General features: G+C 73.5%; 16 protein-coding genes and 2 pseudogenes. 7 read left to right on the forward strand and 11 right to left on the reverse strand.

The features are described 5' to 3' along the window. Positions 1-24: 24 nt before the first annotated feature. From IEZ31_RS34650 to IEZ31_RS34675, 6 genes are all read right to left on the reverse strand, one after another. Positions 25-828, reverse strand: coding sequence for a DNA-formamidopyrimidine glycosylase family protein (locus IEZ31_RS34650; RefSeq protein WP_190254281.1), 804 nt, complete (start codon positions 826-828; stop codon positions 25-27). Between the two features lie 67 nt (positions 829-895). Beyond that, a complete protein-coding gene (locus tag IEZ31_RS34655) occupies positions 896-1,333 on the reverse strand; it encodes a hypothetical protein (protein ID WP_190254336.1) in 438 nt (145 codons plus the stop codon). Next, positions 1,330-2,727 carry an MFS transporter gene (locus tag IEZ31_RS34660; protein ID WP_190254282.1) on the reverse strand — a complete coding sequence of 466 codons (1,398 nt, stop codon included), beginning with the start codon at positions 2,725-2,727 and terminating at the stop codon, positions 1,330-1,332. Before IEZ31_RS34660 ends, IEZ31_RS34655 begins: the two co-directional genes overlap by 4 nt. Continuing rightward, the gene (locus IEZ31_RS34665) at positions 2,720-3,928 is read right to left on the reverse strand and encodes a glycoside hydrolase family 5 protein (RefSeq protein ID WP_190254283.1); all 1,209 of its coding nucleotides are present in this window, start codon (positions 3,926-3,928) and stop codon (positions 2,720-2,722) included. Before IEZ31_RS34665 ends, IEZ31_RS34660 begins: the two co-directional genes overlap by 8 nt. 54 nt (positions 3,929-3,982) lie before the next feature. After that, positions 3,983-4,825, reverse strand: a complete 843-nt coding sequence (locus tag IEZ31_RS34670; protein WP_229836104.1) for an SAM-dependent methyltransferase — start codon at positions 4,823-4,825, stop codon at positions 3,983-3,985. 69 nt (positions 4,826-4,894) lie between these two features. Further along, entirely contained in the window at positions 4,895-5,680 is a 786-nt protein-coding gene (locus IEZ31_RS34675) for an SAM hydrolase/SAM-dependent halogenase family protein (protein ID WP_190254285.1), read from the reverse strand. Between the two features lie 15 nt (positions 5,681-5,695). Here IEZ31_RS34675 and IEZ31_RS34680 point away from each other — a divergent pair, with 15 nt between their 5' ends. Then, on the forward strand, positions 5,696-6,634 hold the full coding sequence (locus IEZ31_RS34680) for an LLM class F420-dependent oxidoreductase (protein ID WP_190254286.1): 939 nt from the start codon (positions 5,696-5,698) through the stop codon (positions 6,632-6,634). A gap of 158 nt (positions 6,635-6,792) precedes the next feature. On the opposite strand, the pseudogene IEZ31_RS60020 reads toward IEZ31_RS34680, so the two are convergent. Both IEZ31_RS60020 and IEZ31_RS34685 read right to left on the reverse strand, forming a co-directional pair. Next, positions 6,793-7,653, reverse strand: a pseudogene (locus IEZ31_RS60020) (Lhr family helicase); the annotation flags it as partial. Between the two features lie 366 nt (positions 7,654-8,019). Next, a pseudogene (locus tag IEZ31_RS34685) lies at positions 8,020-11,643 on the reverse strand (Lhr family ATP-dependent helicase); the annotation flags it as partial. Positions 11,644-11,822: 179 nt separating this feature from the next. On the opposite strand from IEZ31_RS34685, the gene IEZ31_RS34690 reads away from it, so the two are divergent. After that, positions 11,823-12,212: a hypothetical protein gene (locus IEZ31_RS34690; RefSeq protein ID WP_190254287.1), complete on the forward strand. Its 390-nt coding sequence runs from the start codon at positions 11,823-11,825 to the stop codon at positions 12,210-12,212. An 80-nt stretch (positions 12,213-12,292) separates the two neighbouring features. Here the strand turns inward: IEZ31_RS34690 and leuE are convergent, their stop codons facing one another. Beyond that, entirely contained in the window at positions 12,293-12,946 is a 654-nt protein-coding gene (gene leuE, locus IEZ31_RS34695; protein WP_190254288.1) for a leucine efflux protein LeuE, read from the reverse strand. Further along, entirely contained in the window at positions 12,947-14,179 is a 1,233-nt protein-coding gene (locus tag IEZ31_RS34700; protein WP_190254289.1) for a bifunctional pyridoxamine 5'-phosphate oxidase family protein/GNAT family N-acetyltransferase, read from the reverse strand. It lies immediately after the preceding gene. Positions 14,180-14,216: 37 nt separating this feature from the next. Here IEZ31_RS34700 and IEZ31_RS34705 point away from each other — a divergent pair, with 37 nt between their 5' ends. From IEZ31_RS34705 to IEZ31_RS34725, 5 genes are all read left to right on the forward strand, one after another. Further along, complete coding sequence (locus tag IEZ31_RS34705) at positions 14,217-15,539, forward strand: aminotransferase class I/II-fold pyridoxal phosphate-dependent enzyme (protein WP_190254290.1); 1,323 nt, start codon at positions 14,217-14,219, stop codon at positions 15,537-15,539. A gap of 124 nt (positions 15,540-15,663) precedes the next feature. Continuing rightward, entirely contained in the window at positions 15,664-16,461 is a 798-nt protein-coding gene (locus IEZ31_RS34710) for an LppX_LprAFG lipoprotein (RefSeq protein ID WP_190254291.1), read from the forward strand. Between the two features lie 296 nt (positions 16,462-16,757). Beyond that, positions 16,758-17,543: a hypothetical protein gene (locus IEZ31_RS34715; RefSeq protein WP_190254292.1), complete on the forward strand. Its 786-nt coding sequence runs from the start codon at positions 16,758-16,760 to the stop codon at positions 17,541-17,543. Between the two features lie 189 nt (positions 17,544-17,732). Then, entirely contained in the window at positions 17,733-18,461 is a 729-nt protein-coding gene (locus tag IEZ31_RS34720; RefSeq protein ID WP_190254293.1) for a hypothetical protein, read from the forward strand. A gap of 104 nt (positions 18,462-18,565) precedes the next feature. Continuing rightward, positions 18,566-19,708 (forward strand): acyl-CoA dehydrogenase family protein, encoded by a 1,143-nt coding sequence (locus IEZ31_RS34725; protein ID WP_190254294.1) that lies wholly within the window; start codon positions 18,566-18,568, stop codon positions 19,706-19,708. On the opposite strand, the gene dhaL is transcribed toward IEZ31_RS34725, so the two are convergent. Further along, positions 19,683-20,300 (reverse strand): dihydroxyacetone kinase subunit DhaL, encoded by a 618-nt coding sequence (dhaL, locus tag IEZ31_RS34730; protein ID WP_190254295.1) that lies wholly within the window; start codon positions 20,298-20,300, stop codon positions 19,683-19,685. The genes IEZ31_RS34725 and dhaL overlap by 26 nt on opposite strands. Between the last annotated feature and the right edge of the window lie 2 nt (positions 20,301-20,302).

The raw sequence follows: 20,302 nt of genomic DNA on the forward strand, positions 1-20,302 counted from the left end.
GCCCGGCGGCAGCCGGACGTTCGCTCAGGGCGGCGGGTAGCCGGGCTGGCAGTGGTCGCACCAGTAGGTGAGGCGTTCGTGGTCGCCGCCCGTCCAGCGGCGGATCGTCGTTCCGCAGCGGCGGCACGGGCGGCCGGAGCGCTCGAAGACCCAGTTCGTCTCGCCTCGGCGCAGGGAGCCGGTGGTCGCCTGGGTCCACCGGCCGCGGTTCGAGTTCAGCAGGCGGTGGGCCAGGTCCACCACCGCCTCCAGGCCGGGCACCTCGCCGACCGGGGTCCACGGGGACAGGCCACGCAGGAACAGGGTCTCCGCCTTGTACAGGTTGCCGATCCCGGCCAGGTTCCGCTGGTCGAGCAGCGCGTCGGCGATCCAGCGGTCGGGGCGGCGGCGCAGGCGTGCCACCGCCTCGGCCGGGTCCCAGTCGTCGCCCATCAGGTCGGGGCCGAGGTGGCCCACGAGCCGGGCCTCGTCGGCCGTGGGCACCAGTTGCAGCTCGTGCAGGTGGTAGCCGACGCCGACCGCCGCCGGGGTGTGCAGGGCCACGCGGATGAGGTGGGCGGGGCGGCCCGTCCAGCGCTCGCCGGCCTTGTACGTGCGCCAGGTCCCGTCCATGCGCAGGTGTGAGTGGAGGGTGATGCCCGGCTCGCCGTCCCGCATGAACCGCAGGAGCAGGTGCTTGCCGCGGCAGGCGGAGTCGGCGATCGTCCAGCCGGCCAGGTCGGCGGTGGCCAGGCGCGGCACCCGGAAGTCGCTGCGCTCGACGACCTGGCCCGCCAGGACCTCGCCGATGACGCGCGCGGTGTTCCAGACGGTGTCGCCTTCGGGCATGCCCCCATCCTGCCCTGCGGAGGCGGCCGCGTGCCTGGTCGGCGGCGGCCGACGGACGGCCGCGCGCTCAGTCGGCCGCGGCGGCGACCCAGAACAGCTGCCGGTGGCCGCGTGCCTCCATCGCCGTCGCCAGGGTGTCGGCGGCCGCGCGGGAGTTGACCCGGGCGACCTCGGCCCGGTTGCCGTTGTCGTCCTGCCGCCACACCACCCACGACTCGCCGCGGATTCGCGAGGCCTGGGTGTGGGCGTCGGCGACGATCTCGCCGGCCTGGTGCTCGGCGACGCTCAGGATGCGGTCGACCTCCGAGCCGAGCCCCGAGAACACCGGAGCGACCGCGGGGTCCGGGGCCGGCGCCGGCGCGGGGCGGTCGCCGGTCAGCGCGTACCAGAGCAGCGCCGCGACGACCAGGCCGGCGCCCGTCCACATCGCGGTCGGGGACGCGAGCAGCGCGCCCGCGAACGCGCCGGCGCCGAGGCCCAGCATGAAGATCGACCAGCGTCTCATTGTTCAGAGCGTAGGCGGCGGGCGCCACGGATGTCGGCCAGGGCCGCCACCAGGGCGAGCAGGAGGAAGCCGATCGCGCTGAGCAACGCCGCCGAGAGCGCCGCCGTCCAGTCGGCGCCGGTCGCGCTCAGGCGGGCGAAGAACACCGAGCCGATCGCCGCGATGCCGAACGCCGCCCCGATGCGCTGCGCGGTCTGCATGACGCCCGACGCGCTGCCGGCCCGGTCGACCGGCACCTCGGCGAGGGTCAGCGTCTGGTTCGGCGTGATCACCAGCCCGCTCCCGGCGCCGGCCAGCAGGAGTGGCAGGGTCAGGATCAGGGGCGCCGGCACCTGCGGTACAACCTGAATCACCACGATCGAAGCGGCGAAGCCCGTCATGACCGCGGCCAGGCCCGTGGCCACCAGGGGGCGGCCGAAGCGGTTGACGATCCGGCCGCCGACGAACGCGGCCACGCCGGAGCCGACCGCGAACGGTGTCAGCGTGAGCCCGGCGGCGAGCGCGGAGTAGCCGTGGCCCTGCTGGAGGTACAGCGTGAAGATGAAGAAATTGGCCGTGAAGCCGGCGAAGTAGACGAGCACCACGATCGTGCCGAGGCGGTAGGAGCGCACCCGGAAGAGGCCGAGCTCGACCAGCGGCACCGTCCGGCGGCCGAACCGCCGCTCCCAGGCGACGAACGCCGCGAGCGTGGCCAGGCCGGTCGGCACCAGCAGCCACTTCAACGGCGTGTGCCACTGCCGGTCCTGCACCAGCGGCAGCAGGATCTGCACCACGGCCAGGCCGAGCAGCACCACGCCGACCGGGTCGAGGCTCTCCTTCCGGCGACGCTCGGCCGGCCGGCGCGGGATGATCCGCCAGCCCAGCACCGCCGCCACCAGCCCGACCGGCACGTTGATGTAGAAGATCCAGCGCCACCCCTGGGCCGGGCCGGCGACCTGGATGAGCAGGCCGCCGAGCAGCGGGCCGATCGCCGTTGCCAGGCCGACCGTGGCGCCGAGCAGGCCGAAGGGGCGGGCCCGCTCGGCCGGCCGGTACAGGCGCTGGATCAGGCCGGTGACCTGCGGATTGAGCACGCCGGCGGCGGCGCCCTGCAACAGCCGCGCGACGACCAGCCAGGCCTCGCTGCGGGCCGCGCCCGCGAGCGCGCTGGTGAGCGTGAAGCCGAGCAGGCCGGCGACGAACACGCCGCGGATGCCGCGCGCGTCGCCGAGCCGGCCGGCGGGCACCAGGAGCAGGCCGAACGTCAGGGCGTAGCCGGAGAGCACCCACTGCAGGCCGCTGTCGCCCACGTCGAGGCCGGCCTGGATCGAGGGGATCGCCACGTTCACGATGCTCACGTCGAGCAGGGTCATGAACGCTGCCACCAGGCCGACCGCGAGTGCGCGGTCACGCATGGAGGACCTGGCGGTTCATCGGGGTCAGGCGCTGGCAGAGCGCGGGGGGCGGCCAGGTGACGCTGCGCAGCTCGTCGGCGTAGGACATCCAGTACTTGCCGCTGCCGTCGTGGTCGAAGTACGCGTGCGACTCGTAGGCGACGTTGTTCTCCGGGTCGGTGATCCAGGCGACCGGGTGCATCTGCCCCCACGAGGGTGGCCCCATCGGGACGTACCCGCTGACGAGGATCGCCCGCCGGTCGCCGATGCGGCGCAAGGCGTCGACCGACTGCTGCGCCGCCCGCTCCCAGATGAGCGCGCCGGCCCGCCCGTCGGCGGCCAGCCGGGTCGGCTCGTTGAGCAGGCCCAGCCCGATGACCGCGGGGTTGTCGGCGACCCGGCTCATCCGCTTCCAGAAGTCGGCGAGCGCGGTCGTCGGCAGCTCGTCGTCGCCGAGCCGCAGCATGCGCAAGTGGCCCGCTTGCCCGCCGCCGTCCGCGTAGTCGCCGTAGTTGTGCAGGTCGACGATCACCTGGAGGCCGGCCGCCTGCGCGTGGTTGAGCGCCTGGCGGACCCGCTCGACCTCGACCTGGTCGAGCGGGCCGAACGGCCGGGGCTGGAGCCGCTCCCAGTTCACCGCCAGCCGCACGAGGTGGATGCCGCGGCTCGCCAGGAACCGGTAGCTCTCCGGCGTCTCGTAGGTGTAGTCGTGCCCGTAGCGGCCGGGGTTGCCGGTGCCGAAGCCGCCGTTGCTGTCCGAGGCCGCGAAGGAGCCCGCGGCGAGGTTGACTCCCCGGAGGTACCGCGGAGTCGTCCCGTGCGCCTCGACGACCTTCGCCTGCGGTCCGGCCACGTCGACGTCGAGCTGCTGGCCGAGCGCCACGGGCCGGTAGACGGCCATCGGGTAGTTGGCCGGCCACGCGCCGGCCGCCCACGCGGTGACCGGCAGCCCGACGATGTCCGCCGCCTCGTACCAGGCCTCCGCGACGCCGCTCCACTGCGCGGCGTCGCGGTCGGCGGGCCAGCCCATCTCGCCGATGAACCCGCTCGCGTGGTTGCGGCGCAGCCACGCGGAGAAGTTGGCGAGACCGGCGACGGCTCTGGCCTGCACGATGTCCTGCACGCACAGCTCTTTCGACAGCCTCGGCGGCTGCAGGGGTACCACGAGCGCCGCCACCAGCAGCAGCACGACCGCGACCAGCGGCGGGGCCTTGCGCACCACGAAGGGGCTCTGCCCGCCGCCGGAGGGCTTATGCGTTGTGGATCTCTCGCTTGTCTACGCCTTCCGCGCCACGCCTCCGTAGACCGCGACCTGGGTGTCGGTGGCGTCGGGGTTGACGTCGGCGTCCGGGCGCCACTTCGTGACGATCGGCAGGCCCGGCTCGACCAGCTCCAGGCCGGTGAAGAAGCGGGCGATGTCGTCGTGCGGGCGCACCTGCATGGTCACGCCCTGCTTCGCGTAGATCGCCGCGACCCGGTCCCACGCGGCCGCGTCGAAGTCGCCCGTCAGGTGCGTCAGCGTGAGGAAGCTGCCCGACGGCAGCGCGTCGACGAGCCGCTGCACGATCTCGTACGGCTTGTCGGCGTCGCCCACGAAGTGCATGATCGCGATGAGCAGCAGCGCGACCGGCTGGTTGAAGTCGATGACCTCGCGCAGCTCGGGCGCGTTGAGGATGCGGTCGACGTCGCGCAGGTCGGCGTCGATGTACTCGGTCCGGCCCTCGGGCTTGCTCGTCAGCAGCGCCCGCGCGTGCGCCAGCACGATCGGGTCGTTGTCCACGTAGACGATTCGCGAGTCGGGCGCGATGCCCTGGGCGACCTCGTGCACGTTGGGTGAGGTCGGGATGCCGGTCCCGATGTCGAGGAACTGGCGGATGCCCTGCTCGGCCGCCAGATACTCGACCGCGCGGCGCAGGAAGTTGCGGTTCTCGCGCGGAGGGATCCGGCTGTTGGGGTTGGCCTTGAGGCCGGCCTCGGCGGCCGTCCGGTCGGCCGGGAAGTTGTCCTTGCCGCCGAGCAGGTAGTCGTAGACCCGGGCCGGGTGGGGCCGGTCGGTCTGCAGGTCGACCGGTTGCTTGGTCGCGTCGGGCTTGGGCTTCATCCAGTCGGCGCCTGACATGTCCGCTCTCCGCACGTGTGATCGGCTTATGTATCCCCGTCCGGCTCGGATCATATGCCGGGAACCCCGCTAACCGAGAGTGGCCGAATCGCCGATCGTCAGCGTGACCCGGTCGCCCGGCTGCACGGTGAGCCGCTCGGCGGCGCTGCCCTGGTTCACGGCCACGGCCAGGTAGCCGGCGGAGTCGACGAAGACGACCAGCTCACCGGGCTCTACGGCGCCGAACGTGCTTCTGCTGCGGGCCGCTTGCCCGTCGACCGCGGTGATTTTGACGTTTCCCGTGGCCGCGAGCTGCACGTTGCCGAACCGGTCCACGGTCAGCACCTCGGCGACGATCGTGGTTCGCGTCTGCTCGACGTGCGGCGGCCGCGGTCGTATCACGTCGTCGATCTCTTCGCCGGCGGCGCTCAGGTCGTCGCCACGGGCCAGGCGGGCGGCCACGGGCGCGAAGACGTCCCTGCCGTGGAAGGTGTGCGACACGGTACCGCCGAACCACCGCCTGTTGGTGAGATGTACTGCGCTCGATATGCCGCCCAGCGCCTCGGCCGCCGGGACCAACAGGCCGTTGTCGGGGCCGACGAGCAGGTGACCGCTCGCCGTCCGGATCGCGATCGGCCGGCGCTGCGTGCCGACGCCCGGGTCGACGACCGCGAGGTGCACCGACGTGGGCAGCGACGGCACCGTCTGGGCGAGCACGAGCGAGGCCCTCCTGACGTCGCCCGGCGGGATCAGGTGCGTCACGTCGATGATCCGCGCCTCGGGCGCGATCTGTGCGATGACACCGTGACAGGCGGCGACGAACCCGTCCTCGAGCCCGTAGTCGGTGGTGAACGAGATCCATGGCACGGCCCCCACGATAGTGTCGGACTCATGCGGCTTTGCGTGTTCACCGAACCCCAGCAGGGTGCCAGCTACGAGGACCAGCTCGCCATCGCCCAGCGGGCCGAGGCGCTCGGCTTCGAGGCGTTCTTCCGTTCCGACCACTACGTCTCGATGGGCGGCACCGGCCTGCCCGGCCCGACCGACTCGTGGGTCACGCTGGGTGCGCTCGCCCGCGAGACGTCGACGATCCGGCTCGGCACGCTCGTCACCTCGGCGACGTTCCGCTACCCGGGCCCGCTGGCGGTCGCGATCGCCCAGGTCGACGCGATGAGCAACGGCCGGGTCGAGGTCGGCTTGGGCGCGGGCTGGTTCGAGGTCGAACACACCGCGTACGGCATTCCGTTCCCACCCGTCGGCGAGCGCTTCGACCGCCTGTCCGAGCAGTTGGCGATCCTGACCGGCCTGTGGTCGACGCCGCCGGGCTCGACGTTCTCCTTCGAGGGCCGGTACTACGACATCGTGGACTCCCCGGCCCTCCCCAAGCCGGTCCAGCAGCCCGGCCCGCCGGTGATCATCGGCGGCAAGGGCCCGCGCCGCACGCCGCAGCTCGCGGCCCGCTACGGCGACGAGTTCAACGTCCCGTTCTCGACGCTGGCCGACACCGACGCCGCCTACAAGCGCGTCGTGGCGGCCATCGAGGAAGAAGGCCGCGACGGCCGCGCCCCGATCGTCTTCTCGTTCGCCCAGACCATCATCTGCGGCGAGAACGAGCCGGAGATCCGCCGCCGCGCCGAGGCGGTCGGCCTGGACCCGAACGGCCCCCGCGAGCGAGGCGGCCAGATCTACGGCACCCCGTCCCAGGTGGCCGAGCAGCTGAACGAGTTCGCCAAGGCGGGTGCCTCACGCGCCTTCCTGCAGCTCCTCGACATGCGCGACCTGGACCACTTGGAGCTGATCGCGGCCGAGGTGGCCCCGCTCCTCCCGTAGGCGCTTCCGCGATCGGTGGGGACAACTGACGGCGGTTCCCACCGAACCCGCGCTCGGCTGACGGTGGCCTGGGCCGGCCGGTGGCCTGGGCCAGCCGGCGTCTCTTCGGCCGGCGTCTCTTCGGCTGGCGTCTCTTCGGCTGGCGGTGGTCGGTGTCGTCAGCCGCGGAGGCGGAGTCCCCGCGGCGTGCTGCGGAAGCCGGCCGCGGACAGCGCGTCGCGTAACGGGGAGGCCAGGATCGACTCCCCGTCCGCGCGTTCGACGGACAGCGCCCCGAGGGCACCGGCGTGGACGGCGTCGGCGAGGGCCTTGGCCGCGAGGGCGAGCAGGTCGGCATCGTCGACGTACGACAGGAGGGTCCGGCCGCCCCGCTCCACGTACAGCACGAGATCGCCGCCCACGGTCACGACCAGTGCGCCCGCCTTCCGCCCGGCCCGGTGACCGGAGCGCTCGCCGTCGCCGGCGTCGACGACGCGGTCGGGCCAGGGGAGGGCCGCCCCATACGGATTCGCGGGATCCGTGGCCGCCAGCACCAGCGAGTCGCGGCTCTCGGTGCCGCCCCGCAGCCGGTCGACGGCGCCCGGCAACGCGAACTGGGCGGCGCCCAGCCCCTCGACGAAATACCCCCGCCGCGCCGCCCCGCGCTCCTCCATCGCCGCGAGCACCGGATAGACACCGGCGAACGCGCCGGGCAGGTCCTCGGCCATGACCGCCCCGCGCGTGACGACGCCGTGCCGGTCGAGCAGCAGCTCGGCGTTGGCGGTCGCGCGCCGGGTCGGGTCGAGGTCGCGGTCGGGCAGGCGGTGCCAGCGCCCGGCCGCGGTGGGCGGGCCGGTCCGCGCGACCGCGAGCGACGCGCGGACCATCGCCGATCCCGGCCGCCGGTAGCGGGAGCGCGGCGCCGACGGCCGCGACCGGTGCGCGCCGCCCCCGCCGAGCTTCGCCCGCAGCGGCGCCAGCGTGTCGTTGGAGATCCGACCGGCCCACACGAGGTCCCACAGCGCCGCGACGAGATCCGCCTCCGAGAAAGTCCCGGCCGCTCGCGCGATCCCGCCCGCCGGGGCCTGGTCGTCGGTCCGTCCAGCGACCCGGTCATCGGATCGGCCTACGGCCCGGCCACGGGTCCCGTCTGGACTGTCTGCCCCGGCTCTTCCCGTTGCGGCGCTTTCGGTTGCGGCTCTTCCCGCTCCGGCGCCGTTGCCGGTCCTGGCCCGGGCCTCAGCTCGGCCGCCGGTCACGCTCGGACCCTCGGCCCCCGCTCGGCCGCCGGTCCCGGTCGGACCTTCGGCCCCCGCTCGGCCATCGGTGCCGGCCGGGCCGGGTTGTCCGTGCCCGTTGAGCGGCGCGATGGGGTCCGTCGGGCGAGTGGTGGCGAGGATCTCGGCGACGCGGTCGGCGAGGGTGCGCAGGAACAGGGCCTGGCCGCCCTCCAGGGCGGTCAGGATGGCGTCGTGGAGGGGGCCGCCGACGTCGGTCGGCGGTGGGAGCAGGAGCGGGGCGGTGTCGGCGAACGCCAGGCTGAGCCAGCCGTCGTGCTCGCCGATGGCGCCGGCACCGGCCCAGACCAGGTCGCCGGAGGCGCACAGCTCGTCGAGATACGCCGGGGTGTAGTCGGCGACGCGGGCCGGCAGGATCAGGCGCTCCAGCGCGGACGCCGGCATGGCGACGCCCTGGAGCTGCTCGATGGCCGACGCGACGGCGTCGACGCCGCGGGCCCGCGAGGCGCCGATGTGGTGCCACTGCGGCAGGAAGCGGGCGAGCGCGCGGGGCGGCACGGGCTCGATCTCGCGGCGCAGGGCGGCGAGCGAGCGACGGCGCAGCAGACGGAGGATCTCGGCTTCACACCACTCGGTGCCGGCGCCGCCCGGCGAGAACTCGCCCGACACCACCGAGGCGAGGCGGCGCAGCGCCTGCTCGACGACGAACACCCCGAGTCCGAACCGCGCCGCGCAGGTCATCGCCAGGAACGGCCCGTGCGTGCGCGCATAGCGGGAGACCAGGTCGCCGAGCGGGTCGGCGACCGGCTCCAGATAGGCGGCCGGCAGGCCGACCGGCAGCGCCACGCCGAGCGCGTCGCGGAACCGGCCGGCGTCCTCGACCGAGATCCAGCGCGCCTCGCCCGCGACCCGCACCTGGATCGCCCGCCGCCGGGCGGCGAGCTCGACGGCCCAGGCCGGGTCGGCGCCGCGCTCGGTCAGCTCGGCGTCGGACAGGTCGCCGAGCACGCGCAGCATCTCGGCCACGTCCTCGGCGTCGCGCGGGGTGCGCTGGGCGCCGAGCCACTGCAGGCTTCGCTCGGTCTCGGTGACCACGTCGGGGTCGAGCAGCTCGCGCAGCTCCACCCGGCCGAGCAGCTCGGCGAGCAGCGTCGGGTCGAGCGCGAGCGCGGCGGCCCGCCGCTCGGCCAGCGGCGCGTCGCCCTCGTAGAGGAACGCCCCGACGTAGCCGAACAGCAGCGACCGGGCGAACGGCGACGGCCGCTGCGTCTCGACCTCGACCAGGCGCAGCTTGCGGCCGGCGATGTCGCGCATGACGCCGACGAGGCCGGCGACGTCGAACACGTCCTGCAGGCACTCGCGGGCGGCCTCCAGCGTGATCGGGAAGTCGGCGTAGTCCCGGGCCACGTCGAGCAGCTGGGCCGAGCGCTGACGCTGCTGCCAGAGCGGCTGGCGGCGGCGCGGGTCGCGGCGGGGCAGCAGCAGCGCGCGGGCCGCGCACTCGCGGAACCGGGCGGCGAACATCGCCGACGTGCCGACCGTCTCCTCGACGATGCCGGCGATCTCGTCGGGGTCGAACGCCACCAGGTCGGCCCCGGGCGGCTCGTCGACCACGTCGGGGAGCCGGACCACGATGCCGTCGTCGCTCGGCATCACCTGACCGTCGACGCCATACCGCTCGTTGAGCCGCCGCCCGATCGCCAGCGCCCACGGGGCGTTGACCCGCGCGCCGAGGACACAGTGGACGGTCAGCCGCCAGTCGCCGAGCTCGTCGCGGAACCGCTCCACCAGCACGGTGCGGTCGTCGGGCAGGTGCCGGGTCGCCTCGCGCTGCTCCCGCAGATAGGCCAGGAGGTTGTCGGCGGCCCAGTCGTCCAGCCCGCCGGTGCGCAGGTGGGCGCGGGCCGCCTCGTCGCCCGACTTCACGAACCCGCGCAGCCGCGCGCCGATCGCCCGGCCCAGCTCGACGGGCCGGCCGGGGGAGTCGCCCTTCCAGAACGGCATCTTGGCGGCGGCGCCGGGCGCCGGGGAGACCAGCACGCGGTCGGGCGTGATGTCCTCGATGCGCCACGAGGTGGAGCCGAGCAGGAAGACGTCGCCGACGCGTGACTCGTAGACCATCTCCTCGTCGAGCTCACCCACCCGCGCCGCCTTCTCGGCGCCGGCCAGGAACACGCCGAACAGGCCGCGGTCGGGGATCGTCCCGCCGCTCGTCACGGCCAGCCGCTGGGCGCCCGGCCGCGCGGTGAGGACGCCCTCGGTGCGGTCCCAGACCACGCGCGGGCGCAGCTCGGCGAACGCCGTCGACGGATAGCGGCCGGCGAGCATGTCGAGCACCGCGAACAGCGCCGACTCGGGCAGGTCGGCGAAGACCGCGGTGCGGCGGAGGAGCGCCGCCAGCTCGTCGACGTGCCAGGGCTCCATCGCCACCATCGCGATGATCTGCTGGGCCAGCACGTCGAGCGGGTTGCGCGGATAACGCAGCTCCTCGATGCCGCCCTCGACCATCCGCTCGGCCACGACCGCGCACGAGACCAGGTCGCCCCGGTGCTTGGGGAACACCACGCCGCGGGAGACGGCGCCGACCTGGTGCCCGGCCCGGCCGACCCGCTGCAGGCCGGCCGCGACGCTCGGCGGCGCCTCGATCTGCACCACCAGGTCGACCGAGCCCATGTCGATGCCGAGCTCCAGGCTGGAGGTGGCGACCACGGCGGGCAGCTGCCCGGACTTGAGCGCCTCCTCGATGTGCTTGCGCTCCTCGCGGGACACGCTGCCGTGGTGTGCGCGGGCGACGACGGGCGGCGCCCCGTTGGCGGTGCCGGCCTGGGCCATCATCTCGGCCGGCGTGCGCGCCTGGTCGGGCTGCGGCACCCCGGCCCGCGCGCCGGCGAGCTCGTTGATCCGCGCGCAGAGCCGCTCGGCGCCGCGCCGCGAGTTGGTGAACACGATCGTCGACCGGTGCGCCTCGATGAGGTCGAGCACCCGCTCCTCGACCGCGGGCCAGATCGATGCCTGCCGCGGCCCGTCCTCGTCGTCGTCGCCGTTGAACGCCTCGCCGAGCGCGGTCATGTCCTCGACCGGCACCTGGACCTCGACCTCGATGGTCTTGGCCGTGGGCGGCTGGACGATCTCGACCGGCGCGGCGCCGCCGAGGAACCGGGCGGTCTCGTCGATCGGCCGCACGGTCGCCGACAGGCCGACCCGCTGGGCGGGCCGCTCCAGCAGGGCGTCGAGCCGCTCCAACGACAGCGCCAGGTGCGCGCCGCGCTTGGTGGCGCACACGGCGTGCACCTCGTCGATGATCACCGTCTCGACGCCGCGCAGCGACTCCCGGGCCTGCGACGTGAGCAGCAGATAGAGCGACTCCGGCGTGGTGATCAGAATGTCGGGCGGGGTGCGGGTGAACGCGCGCCGCTCGTCGGCCGGGGTGTCGCCCGTGCGCATCGCCACCCGGATGTCCGGCGGCTCCAGCCCGAGCCGGGCGGCGGCCTGCCGGATGCCGGTCAGCGGGGCGCGCAGGTTGCGCTCGACGTCGACCGCGAGGGCCTTCAGCGGGCTGACATAGAGCACGCGGCAGCGTTTGGCCGGGTCGGCCGGCGGGTGCGCGGCGAGCTGGTCGAGGGACCACAGGAACGCCGCGAGGGTCTTGCCGGAGCCGGTCGGCGCCACGACGAGCGCGTGCCGGCCGGCGGAGATCGCCTTCCACGCCCCCGCCTGTGCCGCGGTCGGCGCCGCGAACGCGGCGCGGAACCACTCGCGCGTCGCTGCCCCGAACCCACCGAGCTCCTTCATGCCACCCATCCTGCCTCGGGGGTACGACACTTTCCGAACCATCGGCCGATCGGATTATGGCTATTTGCCCGAATTGAGGAGTTTGGCTAATGTGTGCGAATCCCCGCGCGGCGGCACGACGCCGCGAAGGGTGAACGTAGCCGCGCCCAGCGGGCGGGCAGGACGCACAGGAGTCGCCGGTGGCAGGACAGCGCACGATCGCCGCGCGGGCGGTCCGGCAGGAGTCCGACGTGCTGCTGCGGCAGCTGGACACGTACCTCGCGGCGCTGCGCTCCGGCCGCCCGGAGGCCGACGTCGACCACGCCGAGCGGGTCGCCGCCGCCCTGCGCCGCCTCATCGCCGAGACGTCCGGCGCCAGCGCCGTCGACCGGGCGCGCGTCCGCGCCGCCGTCCACTACTTCGTCTACCAGGGCCACCAGCGCCCGGCCCGCGGCGGCGCCCGCCTCACGCTGCTGACCGGTGGCCGCGCCGCGCCGGAGCGGCGCCGCAACGACCACCGCGTGGTCAACGACCTGCTGCGCGAGCTCGGCCGCCCCGATCTCGTGGTGGCCGACCCGCCGTCCACCTGACGCACCGAGCTTGCCTGGCCGGGCAGCGAAGGGGTCCCTCACCGACCGCTGGTGAGGGACCCCCATGCGTTCGCGCACTGTCAGGACAGGTTGGCCGTCGCGAGCTTCACGCTGAACGCCACGAACGCGCCGCCGACCGTCGCGCTCAGCCCGGCCGCCAGCTTGCGGCGCGACCGGAACTGGTCGGCGAGGTAGCGCCCGCCGAAGATCAGCACGGTGAGGTACAGCGCGGAAAGCACCTCGGCGATCACGCCGAGGATCGCGAAGCTCACCACCGGGTGCGGATAGGCCGGGTCGACGAACTGGATGAAGAACGAGACGAAGAACAGGATCGCCTTCGGGTTGAGCAGGCTGATCACCAGTGCGCGGCGCAACGGCCGGTCGGCCGGCGCCTCGGGCTGCGCGGCCACGGCCGCCGGCACCGCGGGCGGGCGGCGGAACCGCCGGACGGTGTCGATCACCAGCCGCAGGCCGATGTAGGCGAGGTAGACCGCGCCCGCGTACTTCACCAGGTTGAACAGCCACGGGTAGGTGTGCAGCAGGGAGGCCACGCCGCCGGCCGACAGCGTCATGAGCACCGCGTCGCCGAGCCACACGCCGGCCGCCGCCCGGTAGCCGTCGCGCACCCCGCGGCGGGCCGCGACGGACAGCACGTAGATCGAGTTGGGCCCGGGCAGCAGCACGATCGCGGCCGTGCCGAGCACATAGGTCCAGGGATTGGTGACGCCGAGCACTTACCGACCTCCAGCTGCCAGCGCCGCAGCGAGCCGGTCCCGCGCTCCGGGCCACTCGTCGGCGATCATCGCGAACGAGACGGTATCGCGCCAGCTGCCGTCGGGCCGCTGGCGGTGGGCCCGCAGCACGCCCTCGCGCTGGGCGCCGAGCCGCACGATGGCCTGCTGTGACCGCTCGTTGCGGACGTCGGTGTGCCACTCCACCCGGATCGCGCCGAGCGTGTCGAACGCGTGCCCCATGAGCAGTAACTTCGACTCGGTGTTGATCGCGGTGCGCCACCACGGGCGGCCGAGCATCGTGTGGCCGATCGCGATGGACCGCCGAGCCGGGTCGACCGCGTAGTAGGACGTCGAGCCGAGAATCTTCCCCGTCGCCGGGTCGCGCTGCACGAGCGCCACGCGCCCCGGGTCGTCGACCGCGGCCGCCACGACCTGCGCCATCTCGGCGACGGAGGCCGGCCGCGGGACGGTCAGGTGCGTCCATACGTCGGGATCGTCCAGCGCCGCGAACAGCCCCTCGGCATGGACGCGGTCGAGCGGCTCGATCACCACATGCGAGCCGCGGAGCGTGGGCGCGGCATGCCAGGGCGAGGCGTCCTGCCGCAGATACTTCGGCAGCGGCACGGCCGAGGCGGGATCCGGCTCGGGGCGGCCCATCGTCAGGCGCAGGGGCACGACGCCCGCCCAGTGCGGCAGCTCGAGGTCGGCCTCGTCGTCGCCGACGCCCTTGGCGCGGGTCTTCGCCGAGACCTCCTCGAGCCGCAGGGCCAGCAGGGCCGTCTGTGCGAGCTCCTTGGCGCTGGCCGGCCGGCTGTCGTCGGCGCGGCCGGGCACCACCTTGTCGACCAGGGCGGCGAACGCCTCCTCCCGCTCCTGCGGGTCGGTGACCAGCCGCGCGGTGCCGTGGGCGACCACCGAGCGGTAGTTGATGCTGTGGTTGAACTGGGAGCGGGCCAGCACCAGGCCGTCGATGAGGGTCACGGTGACGCAGACGGGCAGGCCCTCGTGCCGCGCGGCGAGCATGGGGCCGCTGCCGGTGGAGCCGTGGAGATAGAGCACGTCGCCGATCCGGGCGTGCAGGGTCGGCAGCACGCGGGGCGCGCCGTCGACGACGAAGCCGAGGTGGCAGACATACGCCTCGTCGAGGATCGCGTGGATCAGGCCCGCGTCATAGGAGGCGCGGTCGCCGAGCCGCCGGGTCGTCGTCCGCGCCGTCTTCTGGTAGGTGTCCACCGCAGCACCTCGTTTGTTCTAGTACAATCTCCGAACTGTGGCAGTACAATATCAGCCGAGCGGCGGCACCGCAGCCGAGATCTCGGCCAGCATCGAGACCGGCGTCCGCACCGGCGGGCTCGACGCGGGCGCCCCGTTGCCGCCCGTGCGCAGCCTGGCCGCGGCGCTCGGGGTCAGTCCGGCGACGGTCGCAGCCGCCTATCGTGCGTTACGCGAACGCGGCGTGATCGAGACCGCCGGCCGCGGCGGCACGCGCGTCCGGCCGCGCCCGCCGGTGGCCCGCCGCACCGTGCACGCGCTCCCGGTCCCCGAGGGCGTCGTCGACCTCGCCGCCGGCGGTCCCGACCCGCACCTGTTACCGGGCCTGGCCCGGCACCTCATCCGGCTCTCGCACGACCTGCCCCCGGGAGGCTACGAGCACGGCGGGCCGCTGCCCGAGCTGCTCGACCTGGCCGGCGAGCGGTTCGCGGCCGACGGCATCCCCGCCGGTCGGCTGACGGTCACCGGCGGCGCCCTCGATGGCATCGAGCGGGCGCTGGTCGCCCACTTACGCCCCGGCGACCGGGTCGGGGTCGAGGACCCGGGCTGGGCCAACCTGCTGGACCTGGTCGCCGCGCTCGGGCTCACGGCGGTGCCGGTGCCGGTCGACGACGAGGGGCCGACCGAGGCCGGGCTGGCCGCCGCGCTGGCCGCCGGGGTCGCGGCCCTGGTGGTGACCGGTCGCGCGCAGAACCCGACCGGCGCGTTCGTCACCCGCAGGCGGGCCGAGGCCTTGCGGCGGAGGCTCATGCTGTACCGCCAAGTCCTCGTTCTTGAAGACGATCACGCGGCGGAACTGGCGCACGAGCCGGCGCACCCGCTGGCCGGAGCGACCGGCTCGTGGGCCTACATCCGCTCGTTGTCCAAGCCGTACGGGCCCGATCTGCGCATGGCGCTGGTGGCCGGCGACGACACGACGATCGCGCGCATCGAGGGCCGCATGCGGCTGGGCACCGGCTGGGTCTCGACCGTCCTGCAGCGGCTCGCCGTGGAGCTGTGGCGCGATCCCGGGACGCGGGACACGGTGGCGCGGGCGCGCGACGTCTACGCGGTGCGACGCCAGGCCCTGCGTGACGCGTTCGACGGGATGCCGACACACGGTGTGAGCGGGATCAACGTGTGGGTGCCGGTCGCCGACGAGACGTCGATGGTCGCCGGGCTGCGGGAGGAGGGGCTCGCGGTCGCGCCAGGTTCGATGTACCGCCTGGTCAGCCCGCCGGCGATCCGTATCACGACGGCCGCGCTCGATCCCCGCGACGCGCCGCGCGTGGCCGGAGCGGTGCTGCGCCGGGCCGCCGGAACCATTCAGCGACAAGTGTGACATTTGGTGCTTGTTAGTCATTCGTGACGGCCGTTGACCCTAAGTTGTCGGACCCGACCGCTACTCTGCCAGCGCGTGGACACCAGTACGGGGTGGTGTCGCCATCCAGGGAGGAAGAGACAGCGTGAAGATTGCGAAGAGCGTCGTCATCGGCGCCATCGCCGTGGCCTCGTTGGCCTTCGTCGCCGCGTGCGGTGACGACAAGGGTGGTTCGAGCCCGTCGGCCGGTTCGTCGGCGACGGCGCCGTCGCCGACCAAGGCGCCGACCGGCACCGAGCTGCTCACCGCGGCGATCAACAAGACGACCGGGGCGAGCTACAAGTTCAAGGGGACGATCTCCGGCGGCACCGTCGACGGCGCCACCGACCCCGCGGCCGGTGTGAGCGTCGGGAAGGTCGCCATCCAGGAGGAGGGTGTGTCGCTCTCCATCGAGTCGCAGCTCACCCCGACGGCCTACTACGCGAAGATCAGTGGGCTGCCGCTGCCCGGCTTCGACGGCAAGAAGTGGCTCAAGCTCGACCCGGCCAAGCTGACCGTGAAGGACGCGCTCGGCTTCGGCGACCCCAAGGACCCGGTCGAGCTCAAGTCGCTGCCGAGCAGTGTCGCCACCGCGGAGACCACCGACGGCAAGACGATCAAGGGCACGATGGACTTCAGCAAGAAGACCTGGGGCTCGGTCGACGACGACGCCGTCAAGGCGCTCGGCGACAAGGCGAAGACCGTGCCGTTCGAGGCGACCGTCGACGACAAGGGCAACCTCGCGTCGCTGAAGGTCAGCGTGCCGGCCTACGGTGACACCAAGGCGGAGGAGATCGCGCTCACGTTCAGCGACTTCGGCGCGCCGGTCACGGTCACGACGCCGGCCGCGGCCGAGGTCATGGAGGCGCCCGCCTCGGTCTACCAGATGCTCAACCAGGCGTAGGACCACCGCACCCGGGGCCGGCCGTGAGCCTGGCGGGCCCCGGGGCTCCATCCGGGCCGGTCGTCCACGTGTGCGCGGGCCGAGGAAAAGCCGCTGTCCGCCGCGGGCGCGGTTGGCTCGGGGCCGCTACCGTCGAGCGGGTTGCCGTTGCCGAGGTGCGGTCCGCGGCGGCCGGTGGCGGGGCGACATTCCGCTCGCTTCGGTGGGTTGTGAGGAGGCGGGGAGACACGGGCTGACGGCTGGGGACCGACCGGGATTGGCGGCGTCGCGCGGGCGTCGATGCGAGGAGGGGATGTATGCGTACCAGCAGGATCATGGCGGCCGTCGCGGTGGCGGCGATCGCGTTCACGAGCGGTTGCGGAGGCGGCGACGAGCCGAAGACCGGGGCCACGAGCGGCAAGGCACCGGCATCCGCGTCGCCCTCGCCGGCGGACGCGAAGAGCGTGCTGGACAAGGCGGTCAAGGGCCTCAACGCGTCGACGTATACGTATCGGATGGCGATCGCCGAGGGCACGTTCTCGGGTGCGATCGATCCGGCCGGCAAGCAGCAGGTCAAGGCCGAGGGCGCGGTCGGCGGGGTGAAGTTCACGATCGAGGGGATCGTGGTCGGCGCCGACTACTTCTACAAGAGCAGCGCGGCGGCGCCGGGCATCGACCCGAAGAAGTGGTACAAGCTGGATCGGTCGAAGGTCACCAAGCCGGAGATCGTCGGGCTGATCGAGGAGAAGGACCCGACCGGGAGCCAGACCTTCGTCGGGCGGGTGGGCAGCGCGAAGCTGGAGAGCCCGACGACGGTCACCGGCACGTTCGACCTGAGCGCCGGCGGTGACCTCGGGATTGACGACAGTGCGGTGCTGGCGGCGCTCGGCGAGAAGGCGAAGAACGCGCCGTTCACCGCGACGCTCGACGACCAGCAGCGGCTGACGGCGCTGAGGATCACGGTTCCGGCGTACGGGACGGTGGGGGAGCAGGCGATGACGGTCGAGTACGCCGGCCACGGCCAGCCCGTCGCGGTCGCCGCGCCGAAGGCCTCGGACGTCTTACCGGCCACGGCCGCCGTCTACGCCCTGCTGAACCGCTGACCCGGCCTCCCTGGCGCCCGCTCAAGGGAGCGCGGTGCTGGGAGGGTTGGTTGTTGGCGCGGAGAGTGCGCGGCTCGGAGCGGGTGCGCCGGCCCGCGAGTTGCCGGGGCGCTGCGGGCGGAGGGCGCCGGCCGCCCTGAGCGGACCGGGAAGAGCGGGGCGGGGCGGGCAGGCACTACGCTGCGGCAGATGAGGTCGGCATTCGTCGCGCTCGTTGCGCTGTTGGCGCTGGCTGGGTGTTCGTTCGGGGCCGACCCGGACAGGCCGAAGGCGTCCCCGGCCGCTTCGGCCTCGCCGACCGGGCTGGCGGCCGGCCTGTCGGCGTTCGGGATGGGCAGCTACCGGTTCAGCGTGACGGCCAACGAGGGGAAGTACCAGGGGGCGATCGACCCGGTCGCCGACCTGCTCGACGCCTCCGTGGCGGTGACGTCCGACGGGGCCAGCCTGAAGATCGACACGGTGTCGGTGGGCGGGGTGGCGTACACGCGGCTGACCGGGTTGCCGATGCCGGGTTTCGACGGGAACACCTGGTACAAGGTCGATCGGGCGCGCATGACCCGGCCCGGGGCGCTCGGGATCAGCGCGATCGAGGACCCGACCGGGGTGCAGGCGTTGGTCGCGGCCACGCACGACGTGCGGCGGGACGGGGACCGGTACAGCGGGACCGTCGACATGACCCGGGTCGCCGCCTGGGGGCCGGTCAACATCGCCCGGGTGCTGCAGCTCGGGGAGGCGGCGAAGGCGGTGCCGTTCGAGGCGACCCTCGACGGGCAGGGGCGGCTGGTCACGATGAAGGTCAACATTCCGGACAATACGGTGCAGGCCACGTACTCGGACTTCGGGGCGCGGGTCAGCGTGACGGCGCCGACGGGAGCGGAGCCGCTGCCGGACCACCTGTACGGCATGCTCGGGCTGTGACGAGCCTAGGCCCTGCCTGATGCCGTCCTGCCTGATCGCCGTCCTGCCTGATCGGCAGGACAGGACCTAGGCGAGACCGTGTCTCGCGTCGCACACTTGCGCGCATGGAGCAGCACCTGTATGAGGCGGAGCATCAGGCCTTCCGGGAACTGTGCAAGGAGTTCCTGGCCCGCGAGGCGGTTCCGTTCAACGACGCGTGGGAGAAGGCGGGGATCGTCGACCGGGAGGTCTGGCGGAAGGCCGGGGCCGCCGGGCTGCTCGGGATGGACGTCGACGAGGCGTACGGGGGCGGCGGGCAGCGTGACTTCCGGTTCAACGCCGTGCTCGTCGAGGAGATCGTCGCGGCGGGCGCGTCCGGGCTCGGGTTCGGGCTGCACAACGACGTCGTCGCGCCGTACCTGACCGAGCTGGCGACCGACGAGCAGAAGAAGCGGTGGCTGCCCGGGTTCTGCTCCGGCGACATCGTCACCGCCATCGCGATGAGCGAGCCCGGGGCGGGCTCCGACCTGGCCGGGATCCGGACGACCGCCGTGCGGGACGGCGATTCCTGGGTGCTCAACGGGCAGAAGACGTTCATCACCAACGGCGAGATGGCCGACCTGGTGATCGTCGTGGCCAAGACCGACGCGGCGCGCGGGGCGCACGGCATCAGCCTGTTCGCGGTCGAGACCGGGACGCCCGGGTTCAGCCGGGGGCGGCGCCTGGAGAAGGTCGGGCTCAAGGCCAACGACACGGCGGAGCTGTTCTTCGACGACTGCCGGATCCCGGCCGACCACCTCCTCGGCCAGGAGAACCAGGGCTTCTACCACCTCATGGCCAACCTGCCGCGCGAGCGGCTGGGCATCGCCGTCGCCGCGGTCGCGGCGGCCGAGCACATTCTCGGGATCACGCTGGAGTACGCGCGGACCCGGGAGGCGTTCGGCCGGCCGATCGGCCGGTTCCAGCACAACCGGTTCCTGCTGGCCGAGCTGGACACCGAGGTGACGATCGCGCGGACCTTCCTGAACGCCTGCATCCTCGAGCAGAACGCGGGGCGCCTGTCGGTCGTCGACGCGGCCAAGGCCAAGTGGTGGACGACGGAGCTGCAGAACAAGGTGGCCGACCGCTGCGTGCAGCTGCACGGCGGGTACGGGTTCATGCTGGAGTACCCGGTCGCCAAGGCCTGGCTGAACAGCCGCGTCCAGACGATCTACGGCGGCACGACGGAGATCATGAAGGAGATCATCGGCCGGGGTCTGGGCCTGTAGCCGCGGTCGCGGCCGCAGCGTCGGCCAAGGCGGCGAAGACCAGCGACATCGAGGTGGCGCCCGGGTCCTGGTGGCCGACGCTGCGCTCGCCGAGGTACGACGCGCGGCCCTTGCGGGCCTGCAGCGGCACCGTGGCGCGCATGCCGTCCGCCGCCGCCCGGGCCGCCGCCGCGGCGTCGCCCGTCGCCTCGAACGCCTCAACGGCCGGCACCAGCGCGTCGACCAGCGTCTTGTCGCCGGGGACGGCCTTGCCGAGCTTCTGCACGGCATCCAGCCCCGCCCGCAGCGCCTCGGCGAGGGTGGCGTCCTGCTGCAGCGCCTTCCCGATCGCGCGGAAGGCCTGACCGTACAGCGGGCCGGAGGCCCCGCCGACCTTGGACACGAGCGTCGTCCCGGTCTTGACCAGCACCTCGCCGCCGGTCGCCAGGTCGGCGCCGGCGAGCGCCGCGACGACGGCGTCGAAGCCGCGGCGGAGGTTCACGCCGTGGTCGCCGTCGCCGATCGCGGCGTCGAGCTGGGTCAGCTCGTCGGCCCGCTCGCGCACGGCGGCCGCGATCCCCTCGACCCAGGCGCGGGCGAGATCCGCCTCCATGC

It is taken from the genome of Dactylosporangium sucinum (genome assembly GCF_014647515.1).
Classification (GTDB): domain Bacteria; phylum Actinomycetota; class Actinomycetes; order Mycobacteriales; family Micromonosporaceae; genus Dactylosporangium; species Dactylosporangium sucinum.